Below are 18,727 nucleotides of genomic sequence, written 5' to 3'. Positions count from 1 at the left end.
TTTAGGATCTATCCTAGTTAATCCTTTAATCTGCGTAATCCGAGTTCAAGAATTTGTCCGCAAATGGCCGGAAAACCGTCCGTTTACGGACATTTTATTTTATTTACTTTTTAGTAAGAAATTGATTGTGAGTATTTTATTGATTCTGGTATGCCATTTGGGAGAAAGCACGGATACGTCTTCCTATTCTGCTGAAACCCATGCTGACGAGCTACCTTAAAATTGCCTGGCGGAGCCTGCTGAAAAACAAGCTCTTTTCCTTTATCAATATTTTTGGCCTGGCCCTCGGCATGTCGTGTAGCCTGATGATTGGTCTTTGGGTCAATGACGAGTTGAGCTACGACCGGTTTTTACCCCATCTCGACAACATTTTCTTCGTCCGGACCAATAGCACCGCTCAGGGTATCATCTATACCAATACCGTCACACCGGGCCCGCTGGCTGAAGCTTTGAAACGCGATGTGCCGGAAGTACGCTACGCGGCCAAAGTGCAGTTTCCGGAAGAAAAACTTCTGAAAGTGGGCGAGAAATCGGTGAAGCAACAAGGGTTTTATGCAACGAAAGACTTTTTTCTGCTTTTCGATTATCCCGCCGTTGTCGGGAGCCCGCTGGTGGCTCACTCGAAGCTGGATCAGATTATTATTACGCGGAGGGTAGCTGAGAAGTTTTTCGGCACGACCCAGGTACTCGGAAAACGCCTGCAATTTGATAATAAAACGTATTATACCGTTGGAGCGGTTATTGAAGATTTGCCGGGCAACTCGACTTTTCAGTTCGACTGGATCATCAATTATGACGTGCAGGAGGAGGATTGGAAGAAAAAATGGGGCAACAGCTCGTTTTTGACCTACGTCCGGCTGGACCCAAAGGCTGATCCGGCCAAAGCGGAAGGCGGCATGAAGGGAATTTACCGGCGCAATACCGACTGGAAGGAGGTGCCTGTGCCAACGCTTCAGCCCATGAAGGATGTGCATTTATACGCAAAGTATGAGAACGGAAAGGCCGTTGGGGGCAAGATCGAATATGTGCGGATTTTTGCATTGGTAGCCCTGTTCATTCTGCTCATTGCCTGCGTCAACTTCATGAACCTGGCCACGGCCCGCTCGGCCATGCGGGCGAAGGAAGTGGGCGTCCGGAAGGTCGTTGGCGCGTTACGGTCTTCGCTGATCGGGCAGTTCATGAGCGAGTCGGTACTGACGAGCCTGCTGGCGGTTTTTCTGGCCCTGAGCATCGTGAGCGTAGTTTTGCCGACCTTCAATGCCGTTTTCTCCAAACACCTCACGCTGAATCTGGCAGACCCGATGCTGTGGCTGGGCATCCTGATTCTGGTACTAATCACGGGCTTTGTGTCGGGCAGTTATCCGGCCTTGTTCCTGTCGTCGCTGCAACCCATCCGCATTCTGAAAGGCACCCTGAAGTTTGGTTCCGGAGCGGTTTTGTTTCGCCGGACGCTGGTCATTTTTCAGTTTACGTTATCCATTTTTCTGATCATCGGTATGCTGGCCGTAGCGCATCAGATGGACTATATCCGCACCAAAAATCTGGGTCTTGACCGCGAAAATGTTCTGTATGTGCCGCTGGAAGGGGATACCTATACGAAAATGGAGGCCTTTCGGCAGGAACTGATTCGCACCCCGTCGATTGCTTCGGCATCGGTAACGATGAGCTTACCCGTCAATATTGAGTCTACCTCCGGCGATTTGACCTGGCCGGGTCAAAAACCGGATCAGAATTCGAATGCAGCGACCATGTCGGTGGGCTATGATTTTATCAGGACCATGAATATTCAGCTCGTGGAGGGCCGGGATTTTTCGAGTGCCCGCAAGGCCGATTCGTCGTCGTACATCATCAACGAAGCGGCCGCTAAAATGATGGGCATGAAGAATCCGGTGGGCAAACAGGTGGGTTTCTGGATGGGCAAAGGCCCGATCATCGGGTTGATGAAAGATTTCCACCTGCAATCGCTGCACAGTCCGATTACGCCCCTGATTTTAACCCTGATACCGGGCAATACGAGCTATCTGCTGGTGCGGACGGAGAAAGGAAAAACCACCGAAGCCATCGACGAACTGGAACGGGTTACGCGGGAATTTAATCCGAGTTATCCGTTTGAGTATCATTTCCTGGACGATGCCTACGAAAAACTGTACCGCGGTGAACAGCAGGTCAATACACTCATCAATTACTTCGGAACACTCGCCATCCTGATTTCCTGTCTGGGACTGTTTGCGCTGGCGGCTTTCACGGCGGAGCAGCGGATGAAAGAAATTGGCGTTCGGAAAGTGTTGGGTGCGTCGGTATCCAGCATTGTTTCACTGGTTTCCAAAGACTTCCTGAAACTGGTTCTTGTCGCGCTGCTGCTGGCTTCTCCGCTGGCATGGTGGGCGATTTCACAATGGCTAAACACGTTTCAATACCGGGTCGATCTGTCGTGGTGGCTGTTTGCGACGGCCGGGGTGCTGGCGGTTTTCATTGCCTTCCTCACCGTGAGCTACCAGTCGATCAAAGCCGCCCGCATGAATCCGGTCACCTCACTTCGTTCGGAGTGAAGAGTTATGAGTGGGCTGCCCGTCGGTTGGCTGATGCATTTATAACTCTTCACTCATAACTCTTCAAACAACAATGCTAAAAAGTTACCTCACCACCGCCCTCCGCGCTTTCCGGCGCAACTGGAATTATTCCGTCATCAACGTTGTCGGACTCACGCTCAGCCTGGCGTGTTGTCTGCTGCTGTTCATCGTGATCCGGTACGAACGGAGTTTCGACCGGCACCATGCCAACGCCGATCGGACCTACCGGCTGGTGACTCACTATACGGCACCAAAAGATGGTTTTAATGTGGGAGTACCGTTGCCGTTTTTGGCTGCAATGCGAAACGATTTTGCGGATCTGAAACACCAACTGACGTTTATTCACGACGTTCGAAACCCCGTAATTGCCGCTGAAGACGGGCGGGAGAAAGGAACGATGCGCCGGTTTCAGGAAACGGGCGGAGTGGCTGCTTTTGCCGAGCCGGAATATTTTCGATTGTTCGACTACCAGTGGATCAGCGGGAATCCGGCCACGGCGCTGAACCGCCCGGGTACGGTGGTGTTGACGGAAGAACTGGCCCGCAAGTATTTTGGAGACGACGATCCGATGGGGCGCACGCTGAAAATCGATAATAAGCTGACCGTTCTGGTGTCCGGCGTGGTGCAAAACCCGCCGGTGACGAGCAGCATCCCGTTCAAAATGCTCATCTCGTTTGCTTCGCTGAAAGAATACGGGGCCAACACCAACTGGGACGACTGGGTCTCTTCCTACACGGGTGCACAATTGTACCTAACATTGCCGGAAAACACACCGGCGGCCCAAATGGAACAGAAGCTGGTGCCTTTTCTCCGAAAATACATCAGTGCGGAAGATGTTAAAAATCAGCGGTTTGAGCTGCAACCGCTGACGGAAATTCACTACAGCACCGAAATGAGCAACTACAGCGGCCGAACCATCAGCCGATCCATGATCTGGGCGATGGCGCTGATCGGGCTTTTTCTGCTAATAACCGCCTGTGTCAACTTCGTCAATCTGGCTACGGCGCAGGCCATCCGACGGTCGAAAGAAGTGGGTGTGCGGAAAGTTTTGGGCAGTTCGCGGATGCAGTTGGTGCGGCAGTTTCTGGGCGAAACCGGTTTTCTGACCGGTCTGGCGGTTCTGCTGGCGTTGCTGATTGCCAACTTCTCCCTGGCGTCGGTGGCTGATTTGCTCAACATTAAACTCCAAACGACGCTTTTCAGTGATCCGCTGGTACTGGGCTTCCTGCTGCTGCTGGCGGTCTTTACCACGGTATTGGCGGGTTTCTATCCGGCCCTGGTTTTGTCGGGTTATCAGCCGGTTTTGGCCCTGAAAGGCAAAATTCGGGGTTCGGGCAGCGGGCAGTTGACGCTGCGCCGGACGCTGATTGTGCTCCAGTTCACGATTTCGCAAACGCTCATCATTGGTACCGTGATCGTTTACAACCAGATGGATTATTTCCGGAATGCCGATCTCGGTTTTCGGAAAGACGCCATCATGATGATTCCGATTCCGGAGAAAAAACCGGGGAAAATGGAATCGCTGCAAGCCAAACTAACGGGTTTGCCGGGCATCAGCTCAATGAGCTTCGGGATTTCATCGCCTTCGGCCCGGGGCAACTGGTGGACCGGTTTCCGGTATGAAAACCGCGAAAAAGATGAGGAATACGGCGTCGTTATGCGCCCTTCCGACACGTCCTACGTCCGGACGTATGGGCTGAAACTGCTGGCCGGACGGATCAACTTGCCCGCCGACACGATGCGGGAAGTGTTGGTCAACGAGCGGTTTATGACGAAGCTGGGCATGAAGAGTCCCAACGAGATTTTGGGCAAAACGATTCTGCTAAACGGTCGGCGGCTGCCCATCGTCGGCGTAATTAAAAATTTCAACACGTTTTCGCTGCACCAGGAAACCGAACCCTGTATTCTGACTACGCACCGGGATGCCTATTCAAGTCTGGGTATCAAAGTGTCTGGTAATTCGGCGCAGGTGAGCAAAACGCTGGCGGAAGTGGAAGCGGCCTGGGCGGCTACTTTTCCGGATTTTCTGTTTAAATACGATTACCTGGACAAAACCATCGCCGATTTCTACGCGGCTGAGGAACGCCTGTATGCCCTGTTCCGGTTGCTGGCCGGTATCGCCATTTTTATCGGCTGTCTGGGTTTATACGGCGTTGTGGCTTTCATGGCCGAGTCGCGGACGAAGGAGGTTGGCATTCGGAAAGCGTTGGGCGCATCGACTGCGCACATTTTCGGACTGTTCTCGTTCCAGTTCCTGAAACTGGTGCTGATCGCCCTGCTGATTGCCGCGCCCATTGCCTGGTATTTCACGAACCAGTGGCTTCAGGATTTTGCGTATAAAATTGACATCGAGTGGTGGATGTTTGCATTGGCGGGTGTCATGGCAACCGCCATTGCGTTGGTAACCGTCAGTTTCCAGAGCATCCGGGCGGCCTTGATGAATCCGGTAAAAAGCCTGCGGGCGGAATGAAAATGAAAGGAATAAAGAATAATGAATATTGAATATTGAATAACGAATATCGAATATCGAATATCGAAATGGGCGTCCGCAGAGCTACTTCGAAGTTCGCTATTCAATATTCGTTATTATAGAAAGCTATTCAAATCGAGTTGGAGAATTTCGGAGAAGGAGGAGTTTTCGGTCAGTCCGCCGTCGCCTTTGCGGTAGCGGAACCATTGGCCGGTTTTGTAATTGTAAACGAAGCCTTCGAGGATACCATATAAATTCTCGTCGATTAATCGAATCGTTTTGGCAAGGTCATGCTTTAAACCACTGGTATGACAGATTTCAATAATGATTGGGGTTTGATCGGCTTCGTTATCAAATAAAATAACATCGGGTGTTGGGCTGCTGTAGGTAAAATCCAACATCATTTCGGGCAATGGTTCTAACGAAATACTGTGGTTACCGTGATACAAATTTCCTAAACCCATAGTCAATTTTGCGATGATACGCTGGTGAATGACAGGCGCATTGACGCCCGTTTCACCTTCATTCACAAAAAATTTACTGGCGCGGGGCGGAGGAATATACATGATAGAGATGATTTGATTAAACAAACATACCGAAAAAGCACATGCTTCGCAATTACCTCAAAACCACCTGGCGCAACCTGCTTCGCAACCGGAATTATGCGCTGATCAACCTCTCCGGGCTGACGTTGGGGCTGGGCGTTGCCATCGTTTTGTTCTGGATTGTGCGGTTTGAATACAGCTTCGACACGTACCACAAAAAAGCCGACCGGCTGTACCGGCTGATTGCGGTCGATAAATACGGCGAAAAAGGCACCTCCGTTCCGCACGGCGTCATCAAGGCGCTCAACGAACAGGTTCCGGGGGTCGAAAACGCGGCCAATGCCTACGGCTACGGTTCCAACGGATTGCGGGTTGGGCAACAGCTTTTTAACGTCAAACACCTCTTTTTTGCGCCCCCCCGGCTTCTGGACATGATCGACGTGGAATGGGTGAAAGGCTCTCCGCAGCAGTCGCTCAGCCAGCCGTATCAGGTGGTGCTGGACGAACCGACGGCCCGTCGGTTTTTCAACGAAAGCGACCCGATGGGCAAAACCATCCGGTTTAATAACCAGACGGATCTGGTGGTGTCCGGCATCATTCGCAAAGCACCGGTCAACTCGGAGTTTCAGTTTCAGGTACTGGCTTCCCGCGAGACGCTGAAACGCATCGAACACGAGTATACCAACGAAGAATACTGGGGCGGGGGCGATTCGATGCACCACGGCTACGTCGTTCTGAAACCGGGTGTTTCACCTTCAGCCATCGAAGCCACCCTTAAAAAACTGGCGCTCCAACACCAGAAACACTCTGCCCTGACCGGGTTCGAGCTTTTGCCGATGACGGCGGTGCATCGCAATACGGAAACCGACCCCGACCCGTTCAATTACGTCATTCCACAGTGGATGCTCAACACGCTGGCCGCCATCGGTCTGTTTCTGGTCGTCATCGCCTGCATCAACTTTGTCAATCTGGCCACAGTGCAGGCGGTTCAGCGGAGCCGCGAAATTGCCGTCCGGAAAGTGCTGGGCAGCAGCCGGAAACAGTTGATGATCCAGTTTTTCGGGGAAACCGCTTTTCTGGTTTTTGCCGCTATCGGTCTGGGCGGTTTGCTGGCGACCCAGTTGATTCGGTACGCCGACCAGTTGCTGAATACGCAGGTCGCGCAGTCGAAAGTTTGGGATGCCGGAGCGATCACGTTTCTGGTAGTTCTGGGTGTTGGCGTAACCTTGCTGGCGGGCTTCTATCCGGCCTTGGTGTTGTCCGGTTTTCAGCCGGTGAAGGTATTGCGGGGGCGGTTTTATGTCGCCAATTCCAAAGGATTTTCGTTGCGCTCGTCGCTGGTCGTAGCGCAGTTTGTGATGGCGCAGGTGCTGGTGATCTGTACCTTGATTGGCAGCAGGCAAATCCGGTATTTCTACGAAACCGATCTGGGTTTCGATAAAAAAGCGATTGTAACCGTTACCATGCCGGAGCGGGGCAACGGAGTTCTGCGCGAACGGTTCCGGCAGCAATTGCTGGAGCATACCGAAATAAAGGACGTTGCGTTTGCCCTGACCACGCCCTCGAGCAACCGCAACTGGTGGTGGCGCACGATTCATCACCGGAATCTGCCCAATGGAGCAGGCGAGTTTCGGATGCAATACGTCGATACGAATTACTTCCACTTCTTCAAAATTCCACTGCTTGCTGGTCGGTCGTGGACCCGCGCCGATACGAATACCGTTGCGATAATCAACGAAAAAGCCGCCCGGGATTTGGGTTATAAAAACCCGCAAAAAGCCATTGGCGAACGGATCAATCTGGATGGAAACCAGCCGTTTACGGTGATGGGCGTCGTCAAAGATTACCATTCGCAAAGCCTGCGGTCGAGCATTGTCCCGCACATCTTCCTGTATGCCGACTGGAATTTTCAGGAAGCCAGTATTCGCATCGATCCGAAACAGCAGTCGCAGGCGTTGCAACACATTGAGCAACACTGGAAAGCGGTTTTTCCGAACTATTATTTTGAAACCCATTTTCTGGATCAGGACATTCAGGCTTTCTACGACGATGAACGCAAACTCACCAACTTCCTGACCCTCTTTGCCGCCGTTGGCATTCTGATCGGCTGTCTGGGTTTGTTCGGTCTGGTCTCGTTTGTCGTAACGCAGCGGACGAAGGAAATCGGCGTCCGGAAGGTGCTGGGCGCGACGGTTGCGAGCATCGTTTCGCTGTTGTCGAAAGACTTTCTGAAGCTGGTGCTGGTCGCCTTTGTTATTGCCGTACCGATTGGCTGGTACGCCATGAGCCGGTTTTTGCAGGAATACCAATACAAAATTGACATCGACTGGTGGGTGTTTGCGCTGGCCGCCGGTCTGGCCGGACTGATTGCCCTGCTGACAGTTTCGGTCCAGTCGGTGAAAGCCGCGTTAACGAACCCGGTTACGTCACTTCGTTCGGAATGAAGAGCTTTTCTGCCCCTAAATCCCCTAAAGGGGACTTTTAGCATCCAGATTAAGCTGCGTCCAAGTCCCCTTTAGGGGATTTAGGGGCAGAAAGCGAAAGTCTTGCACTTTTAACTAAAAAACTATGCTACAGAACTATCTCAAAATCGCCTGGCGGAATTTGTGGAAAAACAAGGTTTTTTCAGCCATCAACATCATTGGGCTGGCCGTTGGAATGGCCGCCTGTATTCTGATTCTGCTGTTTGTAACGTACGAAACGAGTTTCGACGGGATTCATAAAAAGAACATTTACAGGCTCGATGAAGTGCAGAAATTTCCGGGCATGGTGGCCCCGCAAAACGTGGCATTGTCGATGTTTCCCATGGGGCCGACTTTGACCAAAGAATATCCGGAAATTCGCAGCTTTGTCCGGGTTCGGCCCAACAAGGAGGTGCGGCTAACCTATGGTGATAAAAAGATCGTGATGCCCCAAATGCTGTGGGCGGATTCGTCCTTTTTGCAGCTCTTCGATTATAAACTGCTTCAGGGTGACGCGAAAACTATTCTGAAGAGTCCCAACAGTGTGGTGCTGACGGAAGAAAGCGCGGTTAAATTCTTCGGGAATGAAAATCCGATTGGCAAAACGCTCGTGCGGTATGATTCAGATACGATTAGCTTTAAAGTGACCGGTATTCTTGAAAATGCCCCCAAAAACTCACACCTGCAGTTCGACGGAATCTTCTCGTTTAATTCGTTTGTTAAAGCCGACGCCATGAACAACTGGGGCGGCAACTGGCTGGTGACCTATCTGGAACTAGCCAACAATGCCGACGTTGCGGCTCTGGAGAAAAAATTTCCGGCTTTCCTGAAACGGCACATGAGTGGTGAGAATTGGAAATTCTACGAACTGTTTCTCCAGCCGCTGAACGAGGTACACGATAATTCGATGGCGATCACGCATGATTACCTCAATTTTCAAAAATTCGACAAGAACTATACATACATCTTTCTAGTCATTGCGGTGATCGTGCTGCTGATTGCCTGCATCAACTTCATGAATCTGTCGACGGCCAAATCGTCGGGTCGGGCCAAGGAAGTCGGGATTCGCAAGTCGGTGGGGGCGGAGCGAACGCAACTGGCGGCTCAGTTCATCGGCGAATCCATTCTGCTGTCGGCCATCGCTCTGGTTTTTGCGGTTTTGCTGGTGAAACTCTGTTTGCCCTTCGTCACCAAACTCAGTCAGCGGGAATTGGATTTAGCCCTGTTCAGTAACCCATTGGTCTTGATTTTATTTCTCGCCTTTGCCATTGTAATCGGCGTCATTTCCGGCAGTTATCCCGCCTTTTTTCTATCGTCGTATCAGCCCACAAAAGTGCTGAAAGGCAGTCTGGAAATTGGCAAAAACAAAGGGTCATTCCGCAATATGCTGGTGATCGGGCAGTTTACGGGGGCGGTTTTTCTGATTATTGCCACGGCTTTTGTCGTAAAGCAACTGCGGTTTATGCAGGAGCGTGACCCCGGTTTTTCCCGCGATCAGGTGATGGTGGTTCCGCTGAATTCCGCTACGGAGCCGAAATACGATGCGCTTAAACAGGAACTCCTGTCGAATTCACTGATCACGGCGGTGACGGGTTCGCAACAACGCCTGGGGAATAACCTGCACCAGACCGGCGTTAAGTTTCACGGCGACGGGCCGGTCCGTGAAATGGCGACCTCGCAGGTGATTGTCGATCCGGATTACCTGACGCTGTATAAAATTCCGATTCTTTTCGGTCGCAACTTTCTGAAAGACAGCAAAACCGACAACGCCCGGGCGTATATCATCAACGAAACGCTGGCGAAAGAACTGCTGAAAGAACAGCCCAAAGCCACGATGCAATCGCTGATCGGCCGGAATTTTGGCTTCGGCGGGATGGATTCGCTGGGCCGGATTGTCGGGATTTCGAAGGATTTCAATTTCAACTCGCTCCACCACAAAATCGAAACGCTCTGCATTTTCAACCAGAAGGATTGGGGCTATAGCGAAATGTCGATTCGGATCAGTGGGAAGAACGCCCCGGAAGCCATTGCCTACGCCAAATCCGTCTGGGCCAAACTCGCACCCGATCAGCCGTTCGATTATTCGTTTCTGGATGAACATTTTGCCGAACTCTACCGCGCCGACGGTCAGGTGAGCGAAATTGTCGGCATCCTGGCGTCGCTGGCCATCCTCATTTCCTGCCTGGGTCTGTTCGGGCTGGCGTCGTTTTCGGCCGAACGGCGCATCAAGGAGATCGGAATTCGCAAGGTGCTGGGCGCTTCGGTGGCGGGGATCATTGCACTGCTTTCCCGGGATTTCCTGAAGCTGGTGCTCGTCGCCATTCTGATTGCCTCGCCCATTGCCTGGTACGCAATCAATCGGTGGTTGCAGGATTTTGCTTACCGGATCGACCTCTCCTGGTGGGTGTTTGTGCTGGCCGGGGCGCTGGCGGTTTTGATCGCCCTGCTGACGGTTTCGTTCCAGTCGGTGAAAGCCGCTTTGACAAATCCGGTAAAGAGTTTGAAGAGTGAGTGAAAACTCGGATTCTTTCAGTGAACTACGCCTGACGGGTTCTGGCGGGCGTTGACGGGGTGGGTTTGAAAACCGGATCAGGGCCATATACCCCCGGAATTCGTTTGAAAAGCGTGCTCTTCATACTTTTGGGTTCAGAAACAATGCGTGCTCCCGTCCAGGTAGATGCGATAATCAAACCGGCAGCAATCAGGATAATATCCTTGATGATGTACTGAGCGGCCAGAGTCGGCGCATGGAGGGGGCCGGGGAAAAGCTCCGCCGGATAAAGAACCAGGGGGGACATCGCCCCCAGCATCTGGGCGCCCATCAGCCAAACCCCAACGCGCAGGAACCGACCTGTAATGAAACACACGCCAATGATGCATTCGAGCGTGGCAACCAGATCCATGGCACCGTGCCCACGGAGCTGACCCAGGGTAAGAACGGTCGTTGTTTTGGTCGCTAGAACTTCGATGGGGCTAATTCCGGGAAAAAATTTCAGGAAGCCAAAACCGAGGAAAACCAGCCCCATGCTGACCCGCAGGATGGGAATGCTGTAGGTGACCAGCCAGCGGTTCATGCTGGTATCCAGATGATCGAAACGGTCGAAAAGATTGGCTAAGATTTTCATAACGTTGAGTGGTCAGGGTTATTTCCATTCATACTAACGATCCGTCCTGTATTCTGGATTGCCGGGCGCGCTGGTCGTCCTGTAAGGATTTGATAGTCAGAGAATATAGTTGATGTTGCGTGCAACGTCGATCCTGAAAAAGCATCTTTTGATCATGTGTTATCAATCCATCCCTGTTTATGTTCCGCAACTACCTCAAAATCGCCTGGCGTAACCTCAAACGCAACAAAACGTTCTCGCTGATCAACATCCTCGGTCTGGCGCTCGGCATGGCCTGTAGTCTGGTTATTCTGCTGTGGGTGCAGGACGAACGCGCGATGGACCGGTTTCATGCCAACGACGACCGGATTTATCGGGTCATGGAAAACCAGGCCTGGGCGGGTCAGGACGTCAGTACAACGCCCTCCACCCCCGGTATTCTGGCCGAAAACCTGAAGAAGGATTTTCCGGAAGTCGAGAAAGCCGCCATGATGACGTGGGAACAGAACATTCTGCTGACGGTCGGCAACACGTTTGGCAAGGAAAAGGGGCGGTTTGCCAGTGGCGATTTCCTGACCATTTTCTCGTTTCTGCTGAAACAGGGCGACGCCCGGACTGCCCTGGCGCGTCCGGACGGCATTGTGATCTCCGAAAAGTTGGCGCAGAAATACTTCCCCCACCAGGATGCGCTCGGGAAAGTGATTCGGGTGGACAATACCGACGACATGATGGTGACGGGGGTGATGGCGGAAGTGCCGGAAAACAGCTCCCTGAAATTCGATTACCTGATGTCGTGGGAGCGGTTTGTGAAATACAACGCCTGGGTGAAAGAATGGGGGAACAACGGCCCCCGGGCGTTCGTGCTGCTGAGTGCCAAGGCGGATCCGGACAAAGTATCGGCTAAAATCAAGGATTACATCAAGCAGAAAACCAACAAGCAGACCAATAATATCGAGTTGTTTCTGCAAAAAAATAGTGACGCTTATTTGCATTCCAATTTTAAAAACGGCCAGCCCGACGGCGGCCGGATCGAATACGTGCGGTTGTTCATCATCGTAGCGGTTTTCATTCTCGTCATCGCCTGCATCAACTTCATGAACCTGGCCACGGCGCGTTCGGTCAAACGGGCGAAGGAAGTGGGTGTTCGGAAAGTGGTGGGCGCCGAGCGGGGTTCGTTGATGGGGCAGTTTGTAGGCGAATCGCTGTTGATTTCGTTTCTGTCGCTGTTCGTAGCGGTTCTGGTGGTGGCGCTGACGCTACCCATTTTTAATGAACTGACGGAAAAACACCTGACGTTTCAGTTTACCGATCCGTTTTTCTGGCTGGTTTTGCTGGGCCTGACGCTCATAACCGGTTTGGTTTCGGGCAGTTACCCGGCTTTGTTCCTGTCGTCGCTGAAACCGGTGGTGGTCTTGAAAGGTGTGCTGAAGTTCAAACCGAGTGCGACCCTCTTCCGCAAGGGGCTGGTGGTTTTCCAGTTTTCGCTGTCGATCATTCTCATTGTCGGGATGATCATCATTTACCGGCAGATTCAGTACATCCAAACCAAAAACCTCGGGTTCGACAAGGGCAATCTGGTGTATATGCCGCTGGAAGGTGATCTGAAAAAGAACTACCAGACGTTCCGCAGCGAACTGCTGACCCAGCCGGGCATTCAGGCGGTTTCGGCCTCCTGGGCCGACCCGCTGGAGGTTGGCAGCTCGACCATCGGCGTTGGCTGGCGGGGCAAAGACACCACGCAGCGGATTTTGTTCAACCAGACCGCCGTGCATTACGACTACCTCAAGGCGATGGGCGTCCGGCTGAAAGAGGGGCGCGAGTTCTCACCCGATTACGGCACCGACACGACCAACTACCTCATCAATGAAGCGTCGGCCCGGAAGATTGGCTACAAAAATCCGGTGGGGCAGGAGCTGACTTTCTGGGGTCGAAAAGGCATCATTGTGGGCGTAGTGAAAGATTACCACACCAATTCGCTGCACGTCGCGATCGAACCACTCATTTTGCACATGCAGCGCAACGAATTCGACGGCGTTGTGCTGGTTCGCACCGAAGGTGGCCGCACCAAAGAGGCTATTGCCAATCTGGAAAGGACTTTCCGGAAGTTTAATCCGCGGTATCCGTTCGAGTACAAATTCACGGACCAGGAGTTTGGCAACAACTATAAGAGCGAAAACATCATTAGCAAACTGTCGAACTACTTTGCTTTTCTGGCCATTTTCATCTCCTGTCTCGGACTGTTCGGACTGGCGGCTTTCACGGCGGAGCAGCGGACGAAGGAAATCGGCATCCGGAAAGTGCTGGGAGCCAGCATTGTCAACATCGTGCTGATGCTTTCCAAAGATTTTCTGCTGCTGGTTTTGCTGTCGTCGGTGGTGGCGCTTCCGGTGGCCTGGTGGGCGATGAATAGCTGGCTGGAAAAATACGCCAACCGCATCGAAATTGAATGGTGGATGTTTGTGGTCGCCGTTCTGGCTTCGCTCGCCATCGCGCTCTTTACCATCAGTTTCCAGAGCATCAAAGCGGCTTTGATGAATCCGGTGAAGAGTTTGAAGACGGAATAAGTCTTGAACTGAGATTACAGGGATTAAAGGATTTACCGGGAGTATGTTACATCCTGTTCATCCTTTAATCCCTGTAATCTCAGTTCAAGACCCTTACATGGAAACTTCACGTCGCGACTTTCTCAAAAAAAGCACCTCTCTGGCCGCCCTGACAGTAGGTGGAATCACATCGGCTCAGGCGTCTGAACAACGGGGCGGGGCAAAACCGGCTGTCGATCAGGCGGTGCTGAAAGATGCCGGAATGCAGCTCTGCGAAGCGTATTTCAGCGGGATGAACGAACAGAAAATCGCGCTGACGAAGCAGATGGCGGTGCTGGGAGCCGTGGGTGGCATCAACCCCGGCATGGTTGGCCTGAAGGACGTGAAACCCTGGGAATCCAAGGCGGTTTTGGCGGTGAAGGAAGCCTGGGACAAGGTGGGTCTGCAACTGCGCGTCATCGAAGGGCCGCCCGCGCTGGGCGAAAAAACCAAGCTGGGGCTGGCTGGTCGGGATGAGGAAATTGCCAGTTTTATTACGCTGATGAAAAACCTGACGCAGGTCGGGATCGATACAATCTGTTACAACTGGATGCCGGTGATTGGCTGGTATCGCACGCAGAACGACCGCCCGGGTCGGGGTGGGGCGCTGGTCACAGCGTTCGATTACGAAGCCATCAAAAACCTGCCGCTGACGCAATACGGCGAAGTATCGAAGGAAACGCTCTGGAAAAATCTGGCTTATTTCCTGAAAGCCGTCGTGCCGGAAGCGGAGAAAGTCGGCATGAAACTGGCCATGCACCCCGACGATCCGCAGGTAGACAGCGTTCGGGGCATCGCCCGCATCATGAATACCGTCGATTCGTTCAAACGGCTGCTGGAACTTTATCCCAGTCCGAGCAACGGCATTACGATGTGTCAGGGCAATTTTGCGCTGATGGGCAACGATACCAACATCCCAGCGCTCATCGATTACTTCGGGAAACGGAAGAAAATCCATTTTGTGCATTTCCGGAATGTGCGGGGCGACAAGTTTGCCTTCGAGGAAACCTTTCACGATGAGGGGATTATCGACATGTATCAGGCCATGAAAGCCTATTATGCGATCGGTTTCAAAGGCCCGATTCGCCCCGATCACGTCCCGACCATGTACGGCGACAGCAACCAGAATCCCGGTTACAGCACCATCGGCACCTTGTATGCGCTGGGCTATACGCGGGGATTAATGGAAGCTGTGAGTAAGCGGAGAACTTAATGATGGGTTATTCTAGTGCTTTCGCCCCTAAATCCCCTAAAGGGGACTTTTAGCATCCGGATTATTATGTGTCCAAGTCCCCTTTAGGGGGTTGGGGGCGAAAAGCGGGTATTTTAACGATCCTAATTTTTAGAACTTAACAGCCCTGCCCTTTAGGGATTTAGGGGCGAAAGCACTAATTCTTTCTAAAAACCAAAAGTGTGCCAATTTCGGCGATGAGCAGGCTGAAATGGGTGGCGGATAAACCGCTCATTTCGTAGGCCAGAAAGAACTCATCGGCCAGGATGAAAGCCGCCCACAAACCGATCGTGACGGTGAGCGCCCGGTAGGCCGTCGTTTGATACTGAGATGTTTGTCGGACGGTGGCCGCGAACGCGCTCCAGAGCAGCACCGCGCCAACCGCCTGCCAGACAAGAACGCCGGTGTAGAAAAGCCCCGCCAGCCAGACCGGTGAATGATAAATCCCGACCACTTTTTGAACCAGGGCGTAGTTCCCCGAAGCAAAAACCCAGTCGGTCGGCAGCAAGCCGAGGGCTTTGAGGGCGTCGGTGCTGTTGCTGCCCAGCACGAGGGAGAAATAGAGTGCCCAGAAGAGGAGTAAAACCGCCTGGATGGTTTTGCCGGAGTGTGGATTATTGTTCCGCATAACGATGTTGCTGACCGGTTTAAAGAGTTAAGGGATAGAAGAAAACACAGGGCTTATTCAGGAAATTCGTGAACCAACCCGATTGCGCCGGGTTTACTAAGAAACGCAATTTGATTTTATGGCAGATACGACTCCTCAACTCCCACCCCAAATATACAGCGTAGTACCGGCCATCTTACCCCCTGACCAACTATTTGGCCCTTTGTTTCATGACGTGCAGATGCTGCCGGTATTTACCGACTCCATCACCTTCGCCGACTGCTATCCCCGGCGGGCGCCGGAAGAAATTCTGAGCCAGTATGAAATCGAGAAACACCGGGAGGGCTTTCGGCTGGAAGACTTTGTTCATGCTAATTTTCACCTGCCGAAAACCCTGGAAACCGATCACGTCAGTGACCAGTCGCTGCCGACAGCCGTGCACCTGAACCGGATGTGGCCGCTTTTTGAGCGACGGTCAGAACCGTTCTGTTCCATGTTGCCGGTTCCGAAACCCTACATCGTTCCCGGCGGTCGTTTTCGGGGGCTCTATTACTGGGATAGTTACTTCACCATGCTGGGGTTGCGGGTGTCGGGCGAAAACGAAATGATCCGGCACATGGTCGCTAATTTCGCTCATTTAATCGATACCTACGGCCACATTCCGAATGCCAACCGGAGCTATTACCTGACGCGGTCGCAACCGCCGTTTTTTGCCCTGATGGTCCGGCTGCTTTCCGAAATCGACGGCCCGGACGTTCTGGTTCGCTACCTGCCCCACATGCAGAAAGAATACAATTACTGGATGGATGGCTACTTTCGGCTCGACGATCATGAAGGTGCTTTCCGGCGCGTGGTGGTGTTGCCCGACGGCAGTATTTTAAACCGCTATTGGGATGACCTCTCTGCCCCCCGCCCCGAATCCTACCGGGAGGATGTGGAACTGGCCCGCGAAGCGGCTCCCTACGGCGTTGCGCCCGGAACGTTGTACCGACACATCCGGGCGGCTTGTGAATCCGGCTGGGATTTCAGTTGCCGCTGGTTTGGCGATCCGGAACATCTGGCCACCATTCACACCACCGACATCATTCCGGTGGATCTGAACTGCCTGATGTATGATCTGGAAATAACCCTGTCGGATGCCTACCTCCAGCGTTCCTTCCAGGAACCGTATGCGCATTTCAGACAGAAAGCCGAGACCCGGCGAAAAGCCATGATGACATATCTCTGGGACGAACAGCGGCAGTTTTTCATGGATTATAACGTCGTTTTGCACAAGACAACGCCGGTCTGGTCGCTGGCGGCTCTGTTTCCGTTGTTCTTCGGGCTGGCGACCGACGAACAGGCAGCCCAGGTTGACGGGCATATCCGGAAAAGCTTTCTGAAAGAAGGCGGAGTGGTTTCAACGCTTCAGCGGAGCGGGCAGCAATGGGATTCTCCGAATGGCTGGGCACCGTTGCAATGGATCACGCACCAGGGTCTGTTGCGGTATGGCTTTACGCAGACAGCCGCTGAAATCCGTCAACGCTGGATGGCGCTCAATGACAAGGTGTTCCGGGAAACCGGAAAAATGATGGAAAAGTACAACGTCGTGGACACCGATTTGCCGGCGGGCGGGGGAGAATACCCCAATCAGGACGGTTTTGGCTGGACCAACGGAATTTACCTGGCCTTACAAGCCAGCGACGGCATAACACCGGGTAATGAGAAACACTAAGAAGTTGTTTGAATTAAGGCCGAAGGCCTGTCCTGTCAATAGTCAACAGCTTGTAAGTTTATTTCACGAAGAATGGGCTCGAAACCGAAACATTCCGGTGGTCTTTCAGGTAGAAAAAACCGTACTGGAATCCTTCTTTCGGCATGGGGCTGGTCACGGTTCGGGCGTTTCGGTCGAGGGTCGCTTTCTGCTTCGACCAGACCCGGTTCTCATTCACCGATGTCGTGTCGTTGGAATAATAAAACTCGGCGGTATACACCGTAACCGGTGATTGATAGGACAACCGGAGGGTCGAGTCCTGTACGGAAACCGGTGCGACAGCCGCCAGCGGAACGCCGTCGTTGAGGATACTCTCGAAGAAATACCGGATTTCGTGCGGTTCCCAACCCGCTTCGTGGCCGTGCTTCATGTCCGGGATCAGGCACATCGTCCGCTGGCCGGGCGCAATCAGACTGTAGGTTTTGTGGTAGGGAACGACGTTGTAAAACCGGTCTTTGTTGCCATTGACGAACAGAAACTGCGGTTTGGCAAACGGCAAATACACCGACGGATCGAAATACCGCATCCACTTCCGCTGACCGCCCGGTGAAAGCTTGCGGATGGAAGTTTTGAAAACATCGGATTCGTCGTAATACGCGCAGCCATACACCGGCGCGGCCGCCTTAAACCGGTTGTCGAGACTGGCGACGAGGCAGGTCAGATAACCGCCCCAACTGATGCCGGTGACCGCCGTTTTGGTGGCATCGACTTCGGGGAAATTCAGCAGCAGCGAATGCGCCAGAATGGCGCTTGACACGGCCTGATAGGTCCATAGATCGCGGAGATCGGCGGTTTCCAGTTTCGAGAATTTATCGACTTCGCCCTGATCGGGTCCGGCCTGCGCGAGCCGTTTTCCGTCTTCTCCTTTCCCCGCCAGATCCATCGCGATGGCTGCGTAGCCGTCGGCGGCCCATTTTTCCACCCATTCTTTGAACGCTTTTCCGCCCCCGCCGTGAATCAGCACGACGCCCGGAAATTTCTGCTTGCCGACCGGTTTTCCCCGAATCAAATCTGGATTGGAATAATAAGCAAACACCTGCGATGGTTTGCCTTCGTAATCGACGCTTTTATACAAAAGCGAACGAACCGGTCCGGTTTGGCTGAGCCACTCCACCGCCGGGGCCTTGCTCAGCGCCTTCAAATCCCACAGCAGCGAGTCGACTTTGATCACGCGGGCGTCGATGACCGGCACGGTTTTCTTTTGGGCAAAGCCAGCGGTTGTGCTGAGGAGCAGCAGCAAAAAGAAGCATTTCATGGGGAAAGTCGGATTCAGGAACCGGAAACTAACGTAAGGCATTCAGGGCCGTTTTTTACCCGTCCGGGCCGGTCTATCTTCCTGTACACTAGCGGACAGAGATTGTCCGAAATCGTACAGCGTTCCCGCTTACAATCCGCCTAAAATC

General features: G+C 52.8%; 11 protein-coding genes. 7 read left to right on the top strand and 4 right to left on the bottom strand.

All coding sequences use genetic code 11. From position 1 onward, the window contains the following. Positions 1-200: 200 nt before the first annotated feature. On the top strand, positions 201-2,549 hold the full coding sequence (locus tag ACO064_RS10965) for an ABC transporter permease (protein WP_421827409.1): 2,349 nt from the start codon (positions 201-203) through the stop codon (positions 2,547-2,549). Positions 2,550-2,622: 73 nt separating this feature from the next. Beyond that, positions 2,623-5,040 carry an ABC transporter permease gene (locus tag ACO064_RS10960; RefSeq protein WP_421827408.1) on the top strand — a complete coding sequence of 806 codons (2,418 nt, stop codon included), beginning with the start codon at positions 2,623-2,625 and terminating at the stop codon, positions 5,038-5,040. 116 nt (positions 5,041-5,156) lie between these two features. Here ACO064_RS10960 and ACO064_RS10955 read toward each other — a convergent pair whose 3' ends face one another. Next, positions 5,157-5,606: a hypothetical protein gene (locus tag ACO064_RS10955; protein WP_421827407.1), complete on the bottom strand. Its 450-nt coding sequence runs from the start codon at positions 5,604-5,606 to the stop codon at positions 5,157-5,159. 41 nt (positions 5,607-5,647) lie between these two features. On the opposite strand from ACO064_RS10955, the gene ACO064_RS10950 reads away from it, so the two are divergent. Then, positions 5,648-8,029, top strand: a complete 2,382-nt coding sequence (locus ACO064_RS10950; protein WP_421827406.1) for an ABC transporter permease — start codon at positions 5,648-5,650, stop codon at positions 8,027-8,029. A 124-nt stretch (positions 8,030-8,153) separates the two neighbouring features. Then, complete coding sequence (locus ACO064_RS10945; protein ID WP_421827405.1) at positions 8,154-10,562, top strand: ABC transporter permease; 2,409 nt, start codon at positions 8,154-8,156, stop codon at positions 10,560-10,562. 22 nt (positions 10,563-10,584) lie between these two features. On the opposite strand, the gene ACO064_RS10940 is transcribed toward ACO064_RS10945, so the two are convergent. Further along, positions 10,585-11,172: a hypothetical protein gene (locus tag ACO064_RS10940; RefSeq protein ID WP_421827404.1), complete on the bottom strand. Its 588-nt coding sequence runs from the start codon at positions 11,170-11,172 to the stop codon at positions 10,585-10,587. Positions 11,173-11,351: 179 nt separating this feature from the next. On the opposite strand from ACO064_RS10940, the gene ACO064_RS10935 reads away from it, so the two are divergent. Beyond that, positions 11,352-13,715, top strand: coding sequence for an ABC transporter permease (locus ACO064_RS10935; RefSeq protein ID WP_421827403.1), 2,364 nt, complete (start codon positions 11,352-11,354; stop codon positions 13,713-13,715). 97 nt (positions 13,716-13,812) lie between these two features. Then, positions 13,813-14,946, top strand: a complete 1,134-nt coding sequence (locus ACO064_RS10930; protein WP_421827402.1) for a mannonate dehydratase — start codon at positions 13,813-13,815, stop codon at positions 14,944-14,946. A gap of 175 nt (positions 14,947-15,121) precedes the next feature. Here ACO064_RS10930 and ACO064_RS10925 read toward each other — a convergent pair whose 3' ends face one another. After that, positions 15,122-15,592 carry a hypothetical protein gene (locus ACO064_RS10925; RefSeq protein WP_421827401.1) on the bottom strand — a complete coding sequence of 157 codons (471 nt, stop codon included), beginning with the start codon at positions 15,590-15,592 and terminating at the stop codon, positions 15,122-15,124. A 118-nt stretch (positions 15,593-15,710) separates the two neighbouring features. On the opposite strand from ACO064_RS10925, the gene treF reads away from it, so the two are divergent. Beyond that, positions 15,711-17,285 carry an alpha,alpha-trehalase TreF gene (gene treF, locus ACO064_RS10920; protein WP_421827400.1) on the top strand — a complete coding sequence of 525 codons (1,575 nt, stop codon included), beginning with the start codon at positions 15,711-15,713 and terminating at the stop codon, positions 17,283-17,285. Positions 17,286-17,343: 58 nt separating this feature from the next. On the opposite strand, the gene ACO064_RS10915 is transcribed toward treF, so the two are convergent. Then, positions 17,344-18,579, bottom strand: a complete 1,236-nt coding sequence (locus ACO064_RS10915; protein WP_421827399.1) for an alpha/beta hydrolase family protein — start codon at positions 18,577-18,579, stop codon at positions 17,344-17,346. Positions 18,580-18,727: the final 148 nt, after the last annotated feature.

This window comes from Larkinella sp. (assembly GCF_965227735.1).
Classification (GTDB): domain Bacteria; phylum Bacteroidota; class Bacteroidia; order Cytophagales; family Spirosomataceae; genus Larkinella.
The sequence above is the reverse complement of the archived record's forward strand: the minus strand, read 5'-3'. Positions and strand labels throughout refer to the sequence as shown.

What these genes read in the sequence shown, in the direction of transcription:
- ACO064_RS10965 (WP_421827409.1), top strand. Translation starts at nt 201, where the DNA reads ATGCTGACGAGCTACCTTAAAATTGCCTGGCGGAGCCTGCTGAAAAAC.
- ACO064_RS10960 (WP_421827408.1), top strand. Translation starts at nt 2,623, where the DNA reads ATGCTAAAAAGTTACCTCACCACCGCCCTCCGCGCTTTCCGGCGCAAC.
- ACO064_RS10955 (WP_421827407.1), bottom strand. Translation starts at nt 5,606, where the DNA reads ATGTATATTCCTCCGCCCCGCGCCAGTAAATTTTTTGTGAATGAAGGT.
- ACO064_RS10950 (WP_421827406.1), top strand. Translation starts at nt 5,648, where the DNA reads ATGCTTCGCAATTACCTCAAAACCACCTGGCGCAACCTGCTTCGCAAC.
- ACO064_RS10945 (WP_421827405.1), top strand. Translation starts at nt 8,154, where the DNA reads ATGCTACAGAACTATCTCAAAATCGCCTGGCGGAATTTGTGGAAAAAC.
- ACO064_RS10940 (WP_421827404.1), bottom strand. Translation starts at nt 11,172, where the DNA reads ATGAAAATCTTAGCCAATCTTTTCGACCGTTTCGATCATCTGGATACC.
- ACO064_RS10935 (WP_421827403.1), top strand. Translation starts at nt 11,352, where the DNA reads ATGTTCCGCAACTACCTCAAAATCGCCTGGCGTAACCTCAAACGCAAC.
- ACO064_RS10930 (WP_421827402.1), top strand. Translation starts at nt 13,813, where the DNA reads ATGGAAACTTCACGTCGCGACTTTCTCAAAAAAAGCACCTCTCTGGCC.
- ACO064_RS10925 (WP_421827401.1), bottom strand. Translation starts at nt 15,592, where the DNA reads ATGCGGAACAATAATCCACACTCCGGCAAAACCATCCAGGCGGTTTTA.
- treF (WP_421827400.1), top strand. Translation starts at nt 15,711, where the DNA reads ATGGCAGATACGACTCCTCAACTCCCACCCCAAATATACAGCGTAGTA.
- ACO064_RS10915 (WP_421827399.1), bottom strand. Translation starts at nt 18,579, where the DNA reads ATGAAATGCTTCTTTTTGCTGCTGCTCCTCAGCACAACCGCTGGCTTT.